This window comes from Nocardia sp. NPDC050412, assembly GCF_044458825.1.
Lineage (GTDB): Bacteria > Actinomycetota > Actinomycetes > Mycobacteriales > Mycobacteriaceae > Nocardia.
In genome coordinates, this window is record NZ_JBITIJ010000010.1 from 46,578 (window position 1) to 63,461 (window position 16,884).

Annotated in this window: 14 protein-coding genes; 2 read left to right on the forward strand and 12 right to left on the reverse strand. The window is 66.0% G+C overall.

The genetic code is table 11. The features are described 5' to 3' along the window. The first annotated feature begins 137 nt into the window (after positions 1-137). Entirely contained in the window at positions 138-1,424 is a 1,287-nt protein-coding gene (locus ACIBI6_RS26600; RefSeq protein WP_396958333.1) for a DUF5933 domain-containing protein, read from the forward strand. 72 nt (positions 1,425-1,496) lie between these two features. Here the strand turns inward: ACIBI6_RS26600 and mnhG are convergent, their stop codons facing one another. The 8 genes from mnhG to ACIBI6_RS26640 form a co-directional block, all read right to left on the reverse strand. Further along, on the reverse strand, positions 1,497-1,829 hold the full coding sequence (gene mnhG, locus ACIBI6_RS26605) for a monovalent cation/H(+) antiporter subunit G (protein ID WP_364353701.1): 333 nt from the start codon (positions 1,827-1,829) through the stop codon (positions 1,497-1,499). Beyond that, entirely contained in the window at positions 1,826-2,086 is a 261-nt protein-coding gene (locus ACIBI6_RS26610; protein WP_364353698.1) for a monovalent cation/H+ antiporter complex subunit F, read from the reverse strand. The genes mnhG and ACIBI6_RS26610 overlap by 4 nt, the downstream gene beginning before the upstream one ends. 73 nt (positions 2,087-2,159) lie before the next feature. Continuing rightward, complete coding sequence (locus ACIBI6_RS26615; RefSeq protein ID WP_364353695.1) at positions 2,160-2,726, reverse strand: Na+/H+ antiporter subunit E; 567 nt, start codon at positions 2,724-2,726, stop codon at positions 2,160-2,162. Further along, a complete protein-coding gene (locus ACIBI6_RS26620) occupies positions 2,723-4,327 on the reverse strand; it encodes a Na+/H+ antiporter subunit D (protein ID WP_364353692.1) in 1,605 nt (534 codons plus the stop codon). Before ACIBI6_RS26620 ends, ACIBI6_RS26615 begins: the two co-directional genes overlap by 4 nt. Then, positions 4,324-4,695, reverse strand: coding sequence for a Na(+)/H(+) antiporter subunit C (locus ACIBI6_RS26625; RefSeq protein ID WP_364353689.1), 372 nt, complete (start codon positions 4,693-4,695; stop codon positions 4,324-4,326). Before ACIBI6_RS26625 ends, ACIBI6_RS26620 begins: the two co-directional genes overlap by 4 nt. Further along, positions 4,692-7,553: a Na+/H+ antiporter subunit A gene (locus ACIBI6_RS26630; protein WP_364353686.1), complete on the reverse strand. Its 2,862-nt coding sequence runs from the start codon at positions 7,551-7,553 to the stop codon at positions 4,692-4,694. The genes ACIBI6_RS26625 and ACIBI6_RS26630 overlap by 4 nt, the downstream gene beginning before the upstream one ends. Positions 7,554-7,664: 111 nt before the next feature. Continuing rightward, positions 7,665-8,972, reverse strand: coding sequence for a hypothetical protein (locus ACIBI6_RS26635; protein ID WP_364353683.1), 1,308 nt, complete (start codon positions 8,970-8,972; stop codon positions 7,665-7,667). A gap of 119 nt (positions 8,973-9,091) precedes the next feature. Then, the gene (locus ACIBI6_RS26640) at positions 9,092-11,350 is read right to left on the reverse strand and encodes an AAA family ATPase (RefSeq protein ID WP_396958230.1); all 2,259 of its coding nucleotides are present in this window, start codon (positions 11,348-11,350) and stop codon (positions 9,092-9,094) included. A gap of 752 nt (positions 11,351-12,102) precedes the next feature. Here ACIBI6_RS26640 and ACIBI6_RS26645 point away from each other — a divergent pair. After that, positions 12,103-12,594, forward strand: coding sequence for a hypothetical protein (locus tag ACIBI6_RS26645; protein ID WP_364353677.1), 492 nt, complete (start codon positions 12,103-12,105; stop codon positions 12,592-12,594). 161 nt (positions 12,595-12,755) lie between these two features. On the opposite strand, the gene ACIBI6_RS26650 is transcribed toward ACIBI6_RS26645, so the two are convergent. From ACIBI6_RS26650 to ACIBI6_RS26665, 4 genes are all read right to left on the reverse strand, one after another. Further along, the gene (locus tag ACIBI6_RS26650; protein ID WP_364353674.1) at positions 12,756-13,196 is read right to left on the reverse strand and encodes a hypothetical protein; all 441 of its coding nucleotides are present in this window, start codon (positions 13,194-13,196) and stop codon (positions 12,756-12,758) included. A 138-nt stretch (positions 13,197-13,334) separates the two neighbouring features. Then, positions 13,335-13,688 (reverse strand): UBP-type zinc finger domain-containing protein, encoded by a 354-nt coding sequence (locus ACIBI6_RS26655; RefSeq protein WP_364353671.1) that lies wholly within the window; start codon positions 13,686-13,688, stop codon positions 13,335-13,337. After that, on the reverse strand, positions 13,685-15,190 hold the full coding sequence (locus ACIBI6_RS26660; protein WP_364353668.1) for an ATP-binding protein: 1,506 nt from the start codon (positions 15,188-15,190) through the stop codon (positions 13,685-13,687). The genes ACIBI6_RS26655 and ACIBI6_RS26660 overlap by 4 nt, the downstream gene beginning before the upstream one ends. A 14-nt stretch (positions 15,191-15,204) precedes the next feature. Further along, complete coding sequence (locus ACIBI6_RS26665; RefSeq protein ID WP_364353665.1) at positions 15,205-16,872, reverse strand: FAD-dependent oxidoreductase; 1,668 nt, start codon at positions 16,870-16,872, stop codon at positions 15,205-15,207. Between the last annotated feature and the right edge of the window lie 12 nt (positions 16,873-16,884).

A 16,884-nucleotide genomic window follows, 5' to 3' on the forward strand; every position in this document is an offset into this window, starting at 1 on the left:
AAGATCCGAGTCAAAAAGGTGGCAGCGTCCCCGCGGCGCGAGCGACGGGCCCGGAGGCGGTAGCGGAGCGTCACCACGGCGGGACCCGGGAGCGCCGCAAATCGAATACCGAGCGGGCGCGCGCGCCGCGTTCGCGGATCTGGACGGCAGCCGCGATCGCGGCGGTGCCGGTACTGCTCATCGCCCTACAGGTGGGTTCGATCGGGCACGATTTCGAGGGGCCGCTCGGCAGTCTGTGGCACGACTATGTCGGCACACCCAAGTCCATGTCGGTGCCGTGGGCCGGACTCATACTTGCGCTGGTCGGAATCTCCAAGCGCCGCAGGATAATCGTGGTCGGCACGGCGGCGGGTATCGACGTGGTGTGGGCGAGTGTTCGACTGCTGAGCGGCGAGTCGTTCGCTATCGGCAATGGGCCGACGCTCGTGCTCACCGGTCTGGCGCTGATCGCCGGATTCCGCTGGAACGGGGTGGATCGACGCAATGCGCTGCACGCCGCCGCGCTGGGCGCATTGCTGGTACTGGCCACCAAGGTCGGTGATGTGTGGCTGCACGTTACGGTCGTCAGCCGGCCACAGGTCTACGACATCTATGTGGCGCTGGCCGATCACGCGCTCGGTGATCCGTCTTGGGTGATGGGTCGCGTGGTGGATGCGCTCGGACCAGCCGTCTACGCGGTGCTGCACTGGGTTTACATCGAGTTGCCGGTGGCGGCGATCGTCGTCGCGGTGTGGCAGCTGCGTCGGGTGGTATCGACCGGTGTATGGCCGACCCACTATCTGGTGCGCACCTTCCTGGTGCTCGGACTGATCGGCCCGGTCATCTACGTGATCTTCCCGGTGGTCGGCCCGATGTTCGCCTTCGGTCCGGACGGCCACAGTATGCAGGTCGGCAATTTCTGGCCCGGTGTCGTCCCGCCGATCGATCGCAATCCGGCACCGCTGCCGTTCGATTCCTTCACGCCACGCAACTGCGTGCCTTCCATGCATACGGCTTGGGCGCTGTCGGTCTTTCTGCACACTCGCAGGGACGCCGATGGTTCGCGTGCTCCGCTGTGGCTGCGCTGCCTCGGCGCGTTCTGGTTGGCCGCCACGCTGACGGCGACGCTGGGCTTCGGCTACCACTATGGCGTCGATCTGGTGGCCGGTGCGGTGTTGTGCCTGACGATCGAGTCCGCGCTGCGCGCTCCCGAGCGCGGCTGGGGATGGTTCCGGGTGCGGCTGGTGCTGTTGGGCGCGGTGATCCTCGGCGCGCTGTTGCTTTCGTTCCGCTATCTCGCTGTTCCGATGGCCGAGTATCCGGTGTTGGCCGGAACGGCCGTGCTCGCGCTGCTGGCCGCGATGGCTGCGGCGTTCCATGCGACGTGGTTTGCCGCGGCTCCGGTGGTCGCGGCGCAAGAGACTCCCGTCGGCGCGGCTCGATAGCCTGAGCTCCCGCGAATTCGGCGCGAGAATGGGCGCTCAGGGCAGGGCCGACCGCCCCCGAGGTCCCTCGGCTCACAACGTATCGTCGCGAAACTCGTTCACCCGCAACAGCCCGTCACGGTAGCGCTGCTCCCGATATGCCGTCCGGCCGATCAGATGCGCGATCACCGGCGCGGTGAGCAGAGTGAACAGCCCGACCAGCAACAGCAGCCCGATATTGCCGTGGCCGCGCAATTGGATCGCCGCACCCTCCAGAACCAGGATCAGGCCGACCACCTGGGGTTTGGTGGCGGCGTGCATGCGCGAGAGCGTGTCCGGAAAGCGCACGATGGCAATCGATGCGGTCAGCGCGAGTGTCGCGCCGCTCAGGATGAGGACCCCGGAGGCCACGTGCCACAGATTCATGTGTCGTCCCGGATGTGGAATCGGGAGACCGCGGCGGAGCCGAGGAAGCCGACCAGTGCCAACGCGACGATCGCGGGCACGACCGTGGTGTCGTCGCTGTATGCGGCCCAGACCGCCAGGCCGGAGGCGGCAATGGCCATCAGCGAGTCGATGCCGACAACGCGGTCCTGGATGCTCGGCCCGGCCAGGATGCGATAGCTGACGATCACGGCGGCGGCCATCAGCATGATGCCGGCCACAATCGCGACAACGATCACGTCTGCACCTCGCCGGCGCTCGGTTCCGCCGTGACCGGCGGTGCTGTGTTATTGGTTCCCTCGCTACGCTCGCTCACGGGTCCACCTCCGGAGTTGTTCGGGCCGAACGCCATTCGGTGGGGCGCTCGAACGATGAGATGAGCAGCCGCTCCAGCCGCCTGGTGGTTCGATAGAACGTGGCAACCGCCTTCTCGCTGCCCACGTCCAGGACGTGCACATAGAAGACGCAGCGCTGCCGGTCGATCTCCAACACCATGGTGCCCGGAATCAGATTGAGTACATCGGCGCACAACACCAGCACCAGATCCGATCGCATATTCAGATTCACCCGCAGCACGCCGGAGGCCGGCGGTGCTGCCGGACGGATCGCGAACCAGGCCACCTGCAGACTGGATTCCAGCGCGTAATACGAACCGACGACGACCAATTCGATCAGCGACAGCGGATGTATGCGCCCGGATACCGGAACGCGCGGCAGCGGCAAGGTCAGCATGATCAGCGCGCCGACGACGAGACCGGCCAGCACATTGCCCACACTGACTTCGCCCCAGAGCGTCGACCACACCGCCGTCAGCCACAACAGCACGCCGATGCGCACGGCGGTCGATCGAGTCGGGACAAGTCGACGGACGGTGCTCATCGGATGGTTCCCTTCGCCCCGGCGTACGAATTGCCGAGCACCGCACCGACATACACCGCGGGATTGCTCAGATCGTCGGCGGCGCGGTCCGCGATGCGCAGAATCGGACCGGCGAATACCGTCAGGCACAGACCGACCACCACCAGCGCCGCCGTCGAGCCGACCATCAGCACTGGCATGCGCCCCGGATCGGTGCGTTCGTCATAGCGCACATCGGTCGAATCCTCCACCAGCGTCGGTGGTTTCGCCGCCGTGAGATGTCCCTCCGGCGCCTCGACGCGCGGCCGCCAGAATGCCTTGCTCCACACCCGCGCCATGGCGTACAGCGTCAGCAGGCTGGTCACCACCGAACCCGCGACCAGCACCCAGGCCAGTACACTGCCGGCCGCCGCACCCGCCTGCAGCAGTGCGACCTTGCCGATGAATCCCGAGAACGGAGGTATACCACCGAGATTCAAGGCGGGCACCAGGAACAGGATCGCCAGCAGCGGACTGGCCGCTGCCAAACCGCCCAATCGTCGCAGTGATACCGATCCCGCCTGCCGCTCGATCAGTCCGACCACCAGGAACAGCGCCGTCTGCACCAGAATGTGGTGCGCCACATAGAAAACCGCGCCGGAAAGACCCGCAGCGGTGGAGAGTCCGATACCGAACACCATGTAGCCGATGTGGCTCACCAGGGTGAACGACAGCAGGCGTCGGATATCGCTCTGCGCGATCGCACCGAAGATTCCGACCACCATGGTGAGCAGACCACAGACCAGCAGCACATCGTCGAATCCGCCGTCCGGGAACAGCAGGGAGTGCGTCCGGATGATCGCGTACACACCGACTTTCGTCAGCAGGCCCGCGAAAACCGCGGTCACGGGCGCGGGTGCGGTGGGGTAGGAGTCGGGCAGCCAGTTCGACAGCGGAAAGACCGCCGCCTTTATGCCGAAGGCCACCAACAGCACCGCGTAGATGGCCATCCGAATACCATTGGGCACCTGGCCCATTCGCACCGCCAGCTGCGCCAGGTTCAGTGTTCCGGTGGCCGCGTAGGCCAGCGCGATACCGGTCAGGAAGATGAGCGACGACACCATCGAGACCATCACATACGCGATACCGGCCCGGATCCGGTCCGCGGTAGCGCCGACGGTGAGCAGTACGAACGATGCGGCGAGCAGAATTTCGAAGCCGACGAACAGGTTGAACAGATCACCGGCCAGGAATGCGGCCGAAACACCCGCGGTGAGTACGAGATACGTCGGGCGATAGATCGAGGTCGGCTGGCGGTCGTCACCGTCGCGAATGTTCTGGCCCGCACCGTAGATCGAGACCGCGAGCAGCACGATCGCCGAGACGAGCAGCATGGCCGCGGATAGTCGATCAACCACCAGCGTGATGCCGATCGGTGTACCCCACCCGCCGACCTGCAGCGCGGTGGTGCCGTCGCGATCGACCAGATACAGCAGCACCCCGCAGATGCCCACCACGACCGACAGCACCAACAGCATGACGAAGCGCTGGATGCGCGGCTGCCGTCCGAACACCAGCGTGCCCGCCGCCCCGAGCAAGGGCACCAGGACCGGTAGCGGTGCGAGCGCGGTCAGCACACTCAATCCTCCGGATCCTCTCTCTCACGCCGGGCGGCGACCTCGGCATCTTCCGGGTCGTTGTGCACGGTGTCGGTGGTGGTGAGGATGTAGGAGCGGTAGGCGAGGGCGAGCACGAAGGCCGCAAGACCCATGGTGATCACGATCGCGGTGAGCACCATGGCCTGGGCGAGCGGATCGGCCGTATCCTCGCCCTCGCCCCGGATGGGTGGCCGACCGTCCCGTCCGCCGACTGTAAGGATCAGCAGATTCACCGCATTGCCGAACAGGATCATGCCGAGCAGCATTTTCGAGACCGCGCGTTCGAGGATCAGATAGACACCGCACGCGACGTGAATCCCGATCAGGATCAGCAGGGTCAGATTCGCACTCACTGGGAACCTCCACGTAACGAGGCGGATTCGTCCTCGTCGGTGGCCAGCTCGCTGTCCAGGCGCGCGCCGAGGCTGCGCAGCACGTCCAGGACCAGCCCGACCACGATGAGATAGACACCGAGATCGAAGAACAGTGCGGTGACCACCTTGATGTGCCCGATCACCGGCAGCGTCACTTCGACAATCGCCGACGACAGCGGCGGCGCGCCGAATAGCAGTGAGGTGCTCGCGGTTCCGGCGGCCAGCGTCAACCCGCCGCCGAGCAAATGCCCCGCATCCACGGGCAGCGCCTCGCCGAGTTCATAGGGGCCGCCGGCGAGATAGCGCAGCGTCAGTGCGAGTCCGGCGGTCAGTCCGCCCGCGAAACCGCCGCCCGGCGCATTGTGGCCGGAGAAGAAGAAGTACACCGACAGCACCATGATGGTCGGGAAGACCAGTCGGGTGGTGACCTGCAGGACCATCGATCGGTCGCGCCGGTCCACCAGCCGCCCGGCGGGCAACCAGCTGATCAGGTCCGGATCGTAGTTCGGGGAGTCCGCCGCACGCGGGGCGCTGCCGAAACGGCGGCTGCGGAATACCAGCGATGCCACCCCGGTCGCGGCCACGACAAGCACCGAGATCTCGCCGAGGGTGTCCCATGCTCGGATATCGACCAACAGAACATTGACGGCGTTCTTACCGCCGCCGAATGTGTATGCGGCATCGGGGATCAGGTGCCAGATGGGTTCGGTGGAGCGGGCGGCGACGGCGAAGGCGGCCAGCACCGCGACCGTCGCACCCACCAGTGCGGACAGAATCGCCCGCCGCACTTTGAATGCGGCGGTGCGACTTTCGTCGATTTCGGCGGGGAAGGCCCGCAGCACCAGCACGAAGATCACCAAAGTCAGTGTCTCGATCAGGAATTGGGTCAGCGCAAGATCCGGCGCACCGTGCATCGCGAAGATCACACCGCAGCCGTAACCGGTGACGCCGACGACGAGCACACTGGCCAACCGGTTGCGCAGCACCGTCGAGGCCAGTGCCATGACGGCCATGATCGTGCCGATGACGAGCTGAGATGGCGAATCCCACAGGCGCAGGCGAACTCCGGTGCGGGTGCCGATCGCGAGCAGTACGGTCGGCAGCAGGATCAAGGTCACCAGAATCGCCGCCTGACTCAGCGGCAGCGAACCACGCTGCACTGCGCCCGTCATTCGTAGCGACAGCCGGTCCATGGCCCGTAGGGTGGCGTCGTAGGCACGGTCGGCATTGCCGAGCATGGTCGCGGATTCGCCGATACGACCACGCAGCCCGAACACCACAATGCCCGCGATGATGATCAGGATCGTCAGCGTCAGCGCGACATTGAAGCCGTGCCAGAGTGCGAGATGCGAATCGAGTACGCCGGGCAGGGTTTTCGCGTAGGGGGTGAGTAGTTCGTCCAGCCATGTCGCGCCGAGACCCGCGATCAAGCCCCCAACCGCGAGCAAGGCGGGCGCCGCCGTGAACAGCGCTCCCGGCGCACGCCAATGGCCATTTTCCGAATAACCGTGCTCCGCAGGGCGCACGTGCTCACCACTGGATAGCACCTCTCGATCCGCAAAAGCTCCCCAAATGAACCGAATGCTGTAGCCAACGGTCAGCATGGATCCGAGCACTACACCGACGGCCAACGCGGCCTTAGCCGGTGCGGCAAGGACATCCGCATCCAACACCGCGGCCAGCGCACTTTCCTTGCCCACGAACCCGAGCAGCGGCGCAATCCCGGCCATACTGAGCGCCGCCAACACCGCGACACCGCACAGCACCGGCGCCCGCCGCCCCAGCCCGGACAACTCCCGCAGGTCCCGCGTACCGGCCCCGTGGTCGATGATCCCGACCACCATGAACAAACACGCCTTGAACAGCGCATGCGCCACGATCAAGGCTGAACCGGCCAGTGCCGCATCCGGTGTACCGAGCCCGACCAGCATGATCAGCAACCCCAACTGGCTCACCGTCCCGAAGGCGAGCACCAGCTTCAGATCCGTCACCTGCAATGACCGCAACCCGGCGAGCAGCATCGACGCCATACCGAGCGTGAGGATCAGCGGATGCCAGGCTGGGCTTTCCGCGAATACCGGCGCCAGCCGCGCCACCAGATAGACACCCGCCTTCACCATGGCCGCCGCATGCAGATACGCGCTCACCGGTGTCGGCGCCGCCATCGCACCCGGCAGCCAGAAGTGCAGCGGCACGATTGCCGATTTGCTCAACGCCCCGACCAGCAGCAGCACCACCGCGACATCCACCGCGATGCCCGAAGGCGGCCCCGCGAGCAGATCCGACAGCAGATAACTGCCGCTCACCTGACCGAGGATGACGATCCCGACCAGCATCGCCAGCCCGCCCGCACCGGTCACCAATAGCGCCTGGATCGCCGCCCGCCTGCTCACCGCCTGTTCGGCATTGTGGCCGACCAGCAGGAACGACAACACTGTCGTCATTTCCCAGAAGACGAACAGCAGCAACATATTATCGCTGGTGACCAGGCCGAACATGGCCCCGGCGAAGGCGACCAACTGGGCCGCGAACACCGGCAGCCGCGGTTCGTCGTTCTCGAAATACCGTGCGCAATAAGCCAGAATCACCGCGCCGATGCCGAGCACCAGCGCGGACATGAGGGCGGCGAGCGAATCGAAGCGCAGCTCGATATTCATGTCGATGCTCGGCGCCCAAGCGACTCGAACCCGCTGTGTGCTACCCCAATTCGCGATCACCCAGCCGAGACAGCCGAACGGGACGAGTGCGAGTACGTAGAAACCGTTGCGCCCCAACGCCCGCACGCACAGCGGTGCCGCGAGTGCGGCTATCACGAGCGCGAGCAGGATTCCGAGCAAACTGCACTCCGTCGGGTAGTTGCGGCGGGGTGATACCGAATGACCTTACTTGGAGCCTGCGACTTTCGTCGGCCGAGCGAATATGGCGTATGCCATCTCCGCGCGGATGGGCTATATGTCCGCTAACGTTTCCTCGTCGACGGATTGCCCCGGCCTGGGTCGGCTGCGCGGTCGGAATCGGCGCAGCACTACCAACCCGAGGGCCGAACCGCAGGCTATCGCGAGCGCGGTCCGGCCGGCCAGGGCTTGATGGTCGGCACCCCCGTTCAGCGGCCATTCGGCGGTGTCGTGCGGCAATGCGGTGATGATCGACGGCAGATACAGCGCGGAGAGGGCGAGCACCCCGCTCGGTGCGTATCGGGGACGCGCGGTGCCACAGCAGTAACCGGCTGTCAGTGCCAGTGCCGCACTGCCCGCCGCGGTCACGTAGCCATGGTCGTGGGTGGGTTTCACCAGGGCGAATACCGCGAGTCCGGTGATCAGCGAGATGGCGATGAAGGTCGAGGGCAGGCGAATCCCGATGAGCAGTCCGACGGCGGTGACCGCGATCAACGCGGCGATGCTCCACCCGGGCCGCGGATCCCCGCCGATCGCCTCGGCGGCGGCGACCAGAGCCACCGCCAGATACACCCCGGTGCCGTCGCGCGCGGGTAGCAACATGGCCGCGGCGGTGGCGGCGATGACCGTCGCGGCGACCGCCATCCCGATTTCGACCGCATGACTGACGTTCGGCGCATGTTGATACTGGCGCGCCAGCCATTCGGTGATGGCCAGGATCACCAGTGCCAGCACCATCGAGGCCAGGATCGGCGTGACCGGAAGTTCGACGGCGATCCGCGGCGGCTTCGATTCCTCGGCCTTGGACCGATTGCGCAGCGTACTGACGATCAGCAGCACCACGGCAACACTGACGAGCCAGCGTGGCGGCGTCTCGAGCACCGCGTACGGATTGTCTTCGGAGATCTCCAATAGTTCCGCGAGATCACCGAAGACGAAAAAGCCCGCGGCGCCGATCGCGAATCCGACCGCCGGACCCGATCGGCGCCGCACCGCCGCACCCAACGCACCGAGCAGCACACCGGCCAGAATCGAATCCAGATAGTTCTGGGTGGTCAGCAGGTCGGCTGAGGAGACATGGCGTCCGGCAATGTGATTGATGTCCATTGCGATCGCGCCGAATAGTGCCGCCGCCCATGCCACCAGCGGCTTGTGGAAGGTGATGACCATCACCGCGACGGCCACCGCGACGATCACCCCGGTCGCGGCGCCGCGCGGGACGCTGTTGTTCAGGCTGGCCAACCGATACGGCGAACTGTCGGCGGTCCAACTGAAGCTGATCGGTAGGAACAGTGCGGTGCCCGCGACCGCGGCCCCGAAGAAGGCCGTGATCGTATCGATCGCATTGCCGATCTTGCGCACCTCGTCGAACTTACTCGCGCTCGACGCGGGATCCGATGATTGCGCCCAAATTGCCCGAATATGTCGGATCTGCGGAAAATGCAGGAAGACAGCAATTACCGGACGATTGCTTCAATCGGCTATCGGCGACTTTCGGCGTACCGGCGCAGCGACTCGACCTGCTCGGCATCCAGCGACGGCCGCACCACCGCCCTGGCCGCCGCGACATCCCCGGCGGTGACGTCGGCGGCGTCCATATCCCGGCGCATCGCGGTCAATGCGGCCTCGCGCAGCAGCGCACTGCAATCGGCTGCGGAATAGCCGTCCAGATCGGCGGCGAGCGCGGCCAGGTCGACATCGGCGGCCAGTGGTACCGACTTCCCGGCGGCCCGCAGGATTTCCAGTCGGGCGTCGCCATCCGGTGGCGGCACGAAGATCAGCCGTTCCAACCTGCCGGGGCGAAGCAGTGCGGGATCGATCAGCTCCGGACGGTTGGTCGCACCGAGCACGACCACATCGCGCAGCGGTTCCACGCCGTCGAGTTCGGTCAGCAGTGCCGCGACCACGCGGTCACCGACGCCGGAGTCACTGTTGCGACCGCGGCGCGGCGCCAGCGCGTCCACCTCGTCCAGAAAGATCAGCGAAGGCGCGGAATCGCGTGCGCGCTGGAACAATTCGCGCACCGCGCGCTCGGAGGCGCCGACCCATTTGTCCATCAATTCGGCGCCTTTGACCGCATGCACGCTGAGCTGACCGGTCCCGGCCAGTGCGCGGATCAGGAAGGTCTTACCGCAGCCCGGCGGGCCGTAGAGCAGTACGCCGCGCGGTGGATGAATGCCGAGGCGGGCGAACGAATCCGGATGGCGCAGCGGCCAGAGCACGGTTTCGGTGAGTGCCTCTTTGGTTTCGACCATGTCCCCGACGTCATCGAGGCTGAGGCTGCCGATCGCGAGTTCCTCGGTCCCGGAACGCGATAGCGGCCGGATCACCTCGGTGGCACCGAGCAGGTCGGGTTGGGTCAGCTCCGGTTCCGACTGTTGTTTACTGGCCCGCGAAGCCGCGCGCAGTGCCGCCTCGCGGCACAGCGCGGCCAGATCCGACACCACGAATCCGGGTGTGCGCGAGGCGATTTCATCTATCTTCAGATCCTTGGTCGGTACCTTGCGCAACAGCTGCTCGAGCAGAGCCTTGCGTACGGCGGCGGTCGGCAGCGCGAGTGCGAGTTCGCGATCGCAGAGATCGGGCGCGCGCAGCCGTGGATCGATACCGGCCGGATGTGCCGTGGTCGCCAGGAGTGCCACGCAGGGTTCGGCGATCGCGGCGCGCAACTGGTCCAGGATCAGCGTGGCGACCGGTTCAGCCGGTGCAGGCAGCAGTGCGTCGATATCTGTGACGAGCAGGATTCCGCCTCGCCCGCAACCGATTTCGGATACTGCGGCCGCGACCTCGCGCAACCGCGCACCGCTTTCGGCCGCGCCGACCGTCGGGCCATCCAGTTCGACAATGCGCCGTGGCGCGGCCACCGCACGCGCCAGCGTGGCCTTGCCGACTCCGGCCGGGCCGGTGATCAACACGCCGAGGTGTGGTGTGGCGCCGAGGGCCTTCAGCAATTCCGGTTCGTCGAGTGCCAGGCTGAGCCACTCCTGGAGTTTCGTGGCCTGCCCGTGCGCACCCGCCAGATCCTCGACCGGAATGGCCGACTCGCCGACGGTCGCGGTCCAGCCCGCGCCCGTCCCATTGGTCGCGGCCAGCGCCGCGGCCTCGGTGGCCCCACGCGCGGCCTCACCCGCCGGGACCGGCAACCCGGCCGCCGCCCGATCGGCGGAAACCCGGGCCGCCACCGCACTCGCGCCCCAGACCACCGCGGTATTCGGCTGCACGCTCACCGGAGCGCGACCGGGATCGGTCGCGGTGACGGTCAGTAACTCGGTGGTCCACGCGATGCCGAAGGTGCGCGAAAGGGCTTGGGTGGCAGCCGAAGAGCTGATATCCGGGCCGAGGTCGCGGGGCAGCAGCGATACCGCGTCACCGACCGTGACCACCTTGCCCAGCAGCGCCTGCCGCAGCGTCGCCGCCGGAATGGTCCTGGTGGCATGCACCGAACCGCTCACCGAGATCTGCTTGGCGCCGTACACGGTCGCGGGGGAGACCACGACATTCGCGTCCTCACGCAGCCCCGCGTTGGACAATGTCACGTCATCGAGTAGTGCCACACCGGCCGGTGTGCCAGCTGGAGCCTTCCCGACCACCGCGGCGGTGCGTCGTGCCCCGACCAGTGCGATTCCGTCCCATTCCCGCAGGCCGAGCGCGGTCAGTGCCTCCGGATGTAACCGGACCACTCCGCGCCTGGCATCTGCGGCGGAGGGATTCAGTCGTGCGGTGAGCGCGAGTTCTGCCACTGTGTCATTCTGCCCGCGTCCGGCCCTCGTTGGTCGGCGGACCGTCGGATAGTTCGCAGATAAGCGGAAAATCCTCGATGGCGAGTGCCCCGATCCGCTATTTCCGGCTGGCATCCGAAATTGTGAATGTAATCACGGAACCGAAAACGGCCTTGGATCGTCGTCGATATCGCCGATCGGACGTGCAATCGCGGCAGTGCGCTCTGACCAGTAATTTAGCGCCGGAGATTGGTACGCGTGTCCGAGTCGATCTCACCGGCCTCGGCCAATGACACCGCCACCGCGGATCGACCGGGGCCTACCGCTCACTTGCGATATAACGGGCGACTGTTGCGGAGTTCGAAGCTCGGCTCGAGCAAATGCAGGGCATCCATCATGCGGCCCGACCGCATCAGAAATCGATATCGACCGCATCGAGAGTGAGTGCGGTGATGATGCCCGCGCGCCCGCCCGCGCCGAGGATCCGGTGGTAGCGCTCGATCCGCGGAACTGTGCATAGCTAAACTTCGGCAATTGTCACGATTTCATGATTGACGAACCCCAATGTGCGACAACGAATTCCGCACGCTAACGTTCGGGTCCTGCCCCTTGTCGGGCGGGACAACAAAGTGGAGGGAATTCAAGAAATGAAGTTCGGAAAGATCACTACTGCTGTCTTTATGGCTGTCACCGCGGTGGGGATTACCGCGGCTACCGCCAATGGGCAGCCCGCCGTGGCGACTGACCAGCCGGCGGCAGTGACCCAGGGGGGCGTGACTTCTGGTGTTGCACACGGAATCAACTACCACACAACGGTTTCCCCAACTGATAAGTCCATCACCTGGGCAGTTGACAGCGGCCGGTTCGAGCTCGCCTCGGACGGTGCCGCAGTGCTGCTGAAGTCCAACGACGGCGCGACGGTGGACCAGGTGCCGCTGCACTCCGAGGTCGCGGGACTTCCGATCGCGGTGAGCCAGCAGATCAGCGCGGACGGCCACACCCTCGCGCTGACTTCGACGATGACCCCGACGGACACCGCGAAGTTGAAGGACATTGCCGGGCTGAAGGACATCAGCTCCTACGACCGGCTCATGGAGCAGGTCAACAAGAACCTGCCGGGCATCGTTATCGGTGCCGTTATCGGGGCTTTCATCCCCTTCCTGTGGATCATCAGCATCCCGGCCGGTGCGCTGATCGGCGGATATGTCATGGGCGGCCAGGAGTTCCTCGACGCCGTGATCGCGTTCGCCACCGGTCAGCCCTGATCCGACGGAGCGACTCCGTGAGGGTGCGTAGGTGATTCCCGCCTGCGCACCCGCGCGGCCGTGAACCTCTTGAATAGAACGCGCGTACGCAGCGCCTGCCCGCTGCGTACGCGCGTTCTGTGTGCATGCGGCGGCTGGTGCTGCGACCGAGCAGCGCGAGCCTATTTGTCCTTTTCGACGATCCCGGCGGCCACCGCGACCGGAGTATCGACGTAGCTGGGGGCCAGGCAAACGAGTTTGGCGGTGCCGAGGGCGACATTCGGGCTGCCCTCGAACTCGCTGCCCGGATTCTCCGCGAGCACCTTCTCGATCAGCGACTTCTCCTCGGTGCTGTCCAACTTCTTGAATTCACCGCAGGTGGTGCTCGAGGCCGGGCCCAGCGAGGGGTAGTTCGCCGTGGTCTTGGTGGTGGTCGGTGCGTCGGCGGCCGTGGTCGGTGCGGCGCTGGTCGCGGACGTGGTGCTCGCAGGCGTACTGGTGCCTGTCGCGCCCTTGCGCAGACCGTTCGCGTCGGAGCTGGAATCGTCCGAACTGCCACATCCGGCCAGCGCGACGGCCACCGCCCCGGTGGCCAGGACGATGGCGGTAACTCGCTTGATCACGTGCGTTCCCCGGTAACTCGCGGCGCCGGAGTCTCCGGCGCGTCCGGAGCAGGGTACCGGGTGAGATCGTTCGGCTGTCATGGAGCCCACAGTGCGGTGCGGGCCTTTCGTTGCGTTCTGCCAAACGATCCCTGATGGTCAGTGGATGCGGCTCTGCCAATCGGCGGGCACTCGACCGCGCGGCCCGGGCACCGGCTGGTCCACCGGATGATGCGTCGGCGGTGCGAGTTCCGGTCCGCCGCTGTACATCTCATCGGAGCGGAAGTCGAAGAACCAATCCTCGCCCGGCTCAAAGCTCTGTATGAACGGATGTCCGGTGTCCTTGGCGTGCTTGGAGGCGTGCTGCTCCGGCGAGGTGTCGCAGCAGCCGATATGCCCGCACTGCGCACAGCGCCGCAGATGCACCCACCAGCCCTGGGCCGCTTCACATTCCAGACAACCCGAACCGCTCGGCGCGACCGCGGGATCGATACCTTCCAACTCCTGTGTCATGACTGACCTCCTGCATCGGCTTCGGAACGGTCGCCGGACTCCGGCATGTCCTCGGGAGGATGCAGCGGGAGCCAGACCGTGAATCTGGTATTGCCCGGCTCGGAATCGAGCTGGATATCGCCGTGGTGCTTATTCACCACGATCCGGAACGAAATGTCCAGGCCCAGACCGGTTCCCTCGCCCACCGGCTTAGTGGTGAAGAATGGTTCGAAGATGCGGCTGCGCACCTCGGCCGGGACGCCGGGGCCGGTGTCGCCGATCTCGATGACGGCGCAATCGTTTTCGTGCCTGGTGCCGATGGTGAGCTTGCCCTGGCCGTTCATCGCGTACACCGCGTTATCGATCAGGTTGGTCCACACCTGATTCAATTCCGCCGCGTAGCAGGGCACTTCGGGCAGTGTCCGGTCGTACTCCTTGACCACCTCGACGCCGTCGCCGAGTTTGCGGCTCAGCATCACCAGTGTGCTGTCGAGCAGTTCGTGGATGTCGACCACCTGGAACGGTGCCCGATCCATCTGCGAATACTGTTTGGCCGCACCGATCAGGGTGGAGATGCGGGTGGTCGAATCGGCGATCTCGTTCATCAGCAGTTCGGTCTCGATGGTGTAGTTCAGCCATCGGATCGCGCCCTGGAACACCTGGTCGGGGCAGCCCTCGAGGGTAGCCGAAACCCGTTCCAGCCAGTCCACATCGAAACCCGCCTGCACGAAATTCGGGGCCAGGTTCCAGCCGTCCGCTATGCCGTGATCCTCCAGCCATTCGCTGAGGATGTCCTCGCGCTCGGAGGCCTCCAGTGTCGTCAGCTCCGGGGCCTTCGCGACCTGGGCTGCGGCCTCCTCCTGCAGACGCACCAGCGCCTCCAGGGACGCGGTGTCGAACTTGCCCTGCGCCATCATGGCCAACTTGTGCCGCATGCCGGCGACCCGATCGCGCAGCCCGGACGTGGCGCGCACGGCGGCGGCGGCCGGGTTGTTCAGCTCATGGGTTAGACCAGCCGACAACGAACCGAGCGCCAGCAGGCGTTCGCGCTGGGCGATCCGCTCGTTGCTCTTGCGGTTGCCGAAGAACGCGCCCTCGAGCAGGTGCACGGCCATCGGGAACCAGTCGTGCATCATGCGCGCGAAACTGCCTGCGTCGAGCACGAAGAACCGCGACCTGCGAGTCACATACATCGAGCCGTTGTAGGTCTGGTCGACCTTGTCGCCGAGGTAGGCGGTCCACGCGCCCGCGTACGCGCCGCGGTAGTCGGTGCGCGTCGTCTCGATCTCCGCGCCGCCGGAGAGCTTGGTGAGCTGCACCTCGCCCTCGATCATCACGTAGAAGCAGGTGGCCGGATCGCCCTCCCGGAAGACCAGTCCCGTTTCGATGATCTCGATGCGGCCATGGGCGCACAGCAGCTCCAGCTGTTCGTCGGTGAGCTTCTCGAACAGAAAGAGGCTGCGCAGCTCCGCCGGATCGCAGACCAGATGACTGCTGCGATCCGCTGTCTCCTTCGAATTCATGGTCCAGCCTCCTATCACGCCAGGTACCGATGCACGAGCATGACCGCCATCGCACCCTCGCCGACCGCCGAGGCGACCCGCTTCGCCGAGTCGGCGTGCACGTCACCCGCGACGAAAACGCCGGGGACGTTGGTCTCCAGGTGATGCGGCGGTCTGGGTAGCTCCCAGCCCGCGGGTCTGGTTCCGTCGACGAGCAGGTCGGGACCGGCGAGCACATAGCCCGCCTCGTCCCGCTTGACCACGCCATCGAGCCAGTCGGTTTGTGGTGCGGCACCGATGAACAGGAACAACCGTTCGGCCTCGGCTTTTTCTTCCGCGCCGGTTCGGTTGTTGCGCAGCACGATCTGCTGCAGGTGATCGTCGCCGTCGGCGGCGATCACTTCGCTATCGGTGTGCACCCGGATATTCGGTATCTGCCCGATCTGCTGGATCAGATAGTGCGACATGGATTTCTCCAGCGAATCCGCGCGGACCACCAGATGCACCGTGCGCGCGTTGCGGGACAGGAATACTGCCGCCTGCCCCGCGGAATTCGCCCCGCCGACAATGTAGACATCGTGGTCGGCGCATTCGGAGGCCTCGGTCATGGCCGAGCCGTAATAGACACCGCGCCCGGTGAAATCGTCCACGCCGGGTGCGGGATGACGCCGGTAGTCCACACCCGTCGCGATGATCACCGTGTGCGCGCAGAGCCGTCCGCCGTCGGCGAACCGCACGGTGCGCGCGGACCCGTTCACCTCGAGCCCGACCACCTCGCGTGTGGTGATCACCTCGGCACCGAATTTCGCGGCCTGCCGCCGCGCCCGATCGGCCAGCTGAGCGCCGGACAGCCCGTCCGGGAAGCCGAGATAGTTCTCGATGCGCGAACTCTGGCCCGCCTGGCCGCCGGTCGCGGTGCGCTCGACTAGCACCGTGCGCAGGCCCTCGGAGGCGCCGTAGACGGCCGCGCCGAGTCCGGCGGGTCCACCGCCGACCACGATCAGGTCGTAGAAGTCACCGGTCGGATTGGTGTTGAGCCCGACGCTTTCGGCCAGTTCGCCGTCGCTCGGTTGCACCAGCGCCTGCCCACCAGGTGTGATCACCACCGGACAGATATTGGGATCGGCACCCGCGGCCTCGAGCAGCCGTGCGCCTTCGGGTTCCTCGGCCAGGTACCAGCGGTAGGGCAGCTGATTGCGGGCCAGGAATTCGCGCACCTCCGACGACCGCGGCGACCAGCGGTTACCGACCACCTTGGTCTCGGTGACGGGTTTGTGGTCGTTGCTGCGCCAGGCTTCGAGCAGTCCGTCGAGGACGGGATACAGCTTCTCCTCCGGCGGATCCCACGGTTTGAGCAGATAGTGGTCCAGGTCGATGACATTGATCGCATCGATCGCGGCGCTGGTATCGGCGTAGGCGGTCAGCAGCACGCGGCGCGCGTACGGGTGCAGATCCATGGCCTGCTCGAGGAATTCGATGCCGTCCATGCCCGGCATCCGATAATCGGCGATCAGTACCGCGACCGGTTGGCCGCGCAGTTTCATCTCACGCAGTGCGTCGAGCGCGTCCGGGCCCGACTCCGCGCGCAGAATCCGGTACTCGGCCCCATAACGGCGGCGCAGGTCGCGGACGACCGCGCGGGAAACTCCCGGATCGTCGTCGACACTGAGGATGGCCGGTTTCGTAGCAGCGGATGCAGTCACCTATCGAGTATG

What these genes read in the sequence shown, in the direction of transcription:
- mnhG (WP_364353701.1), bottom strand. Translation starts at nt 1,829, where the DNA reads ATGAATCTGTGGCACGTGGCCTCCGGGGTCCTCATCCTGAGCGGCGCG.
- ACIBI6_RS26615 (WP_364353695.1), bottom strand. Translation starts at nt 2,726, where the DNA reads ATGAGCACCGTCCGTCGACTTGTCCCGACTCGATCGACCGCCGTGCGC.
- ACIBI6_RS26655 (WP_364353671.1), bottom strand. Translation starts at nt 13,688, where the DNA reads ATGACACAGGAGTTGGAAGGTATCGATCCCGCGGTCGCGCCGAGCGGT.
- ACIBI6_RS26660 (WP_364353668.1), bottom strand. Translation starts at nt 15,190, where the DNA reads ATGAATTCGAAGGAGACAGCGGATCGCAGCAGTCATCTGGTCTGCGAT.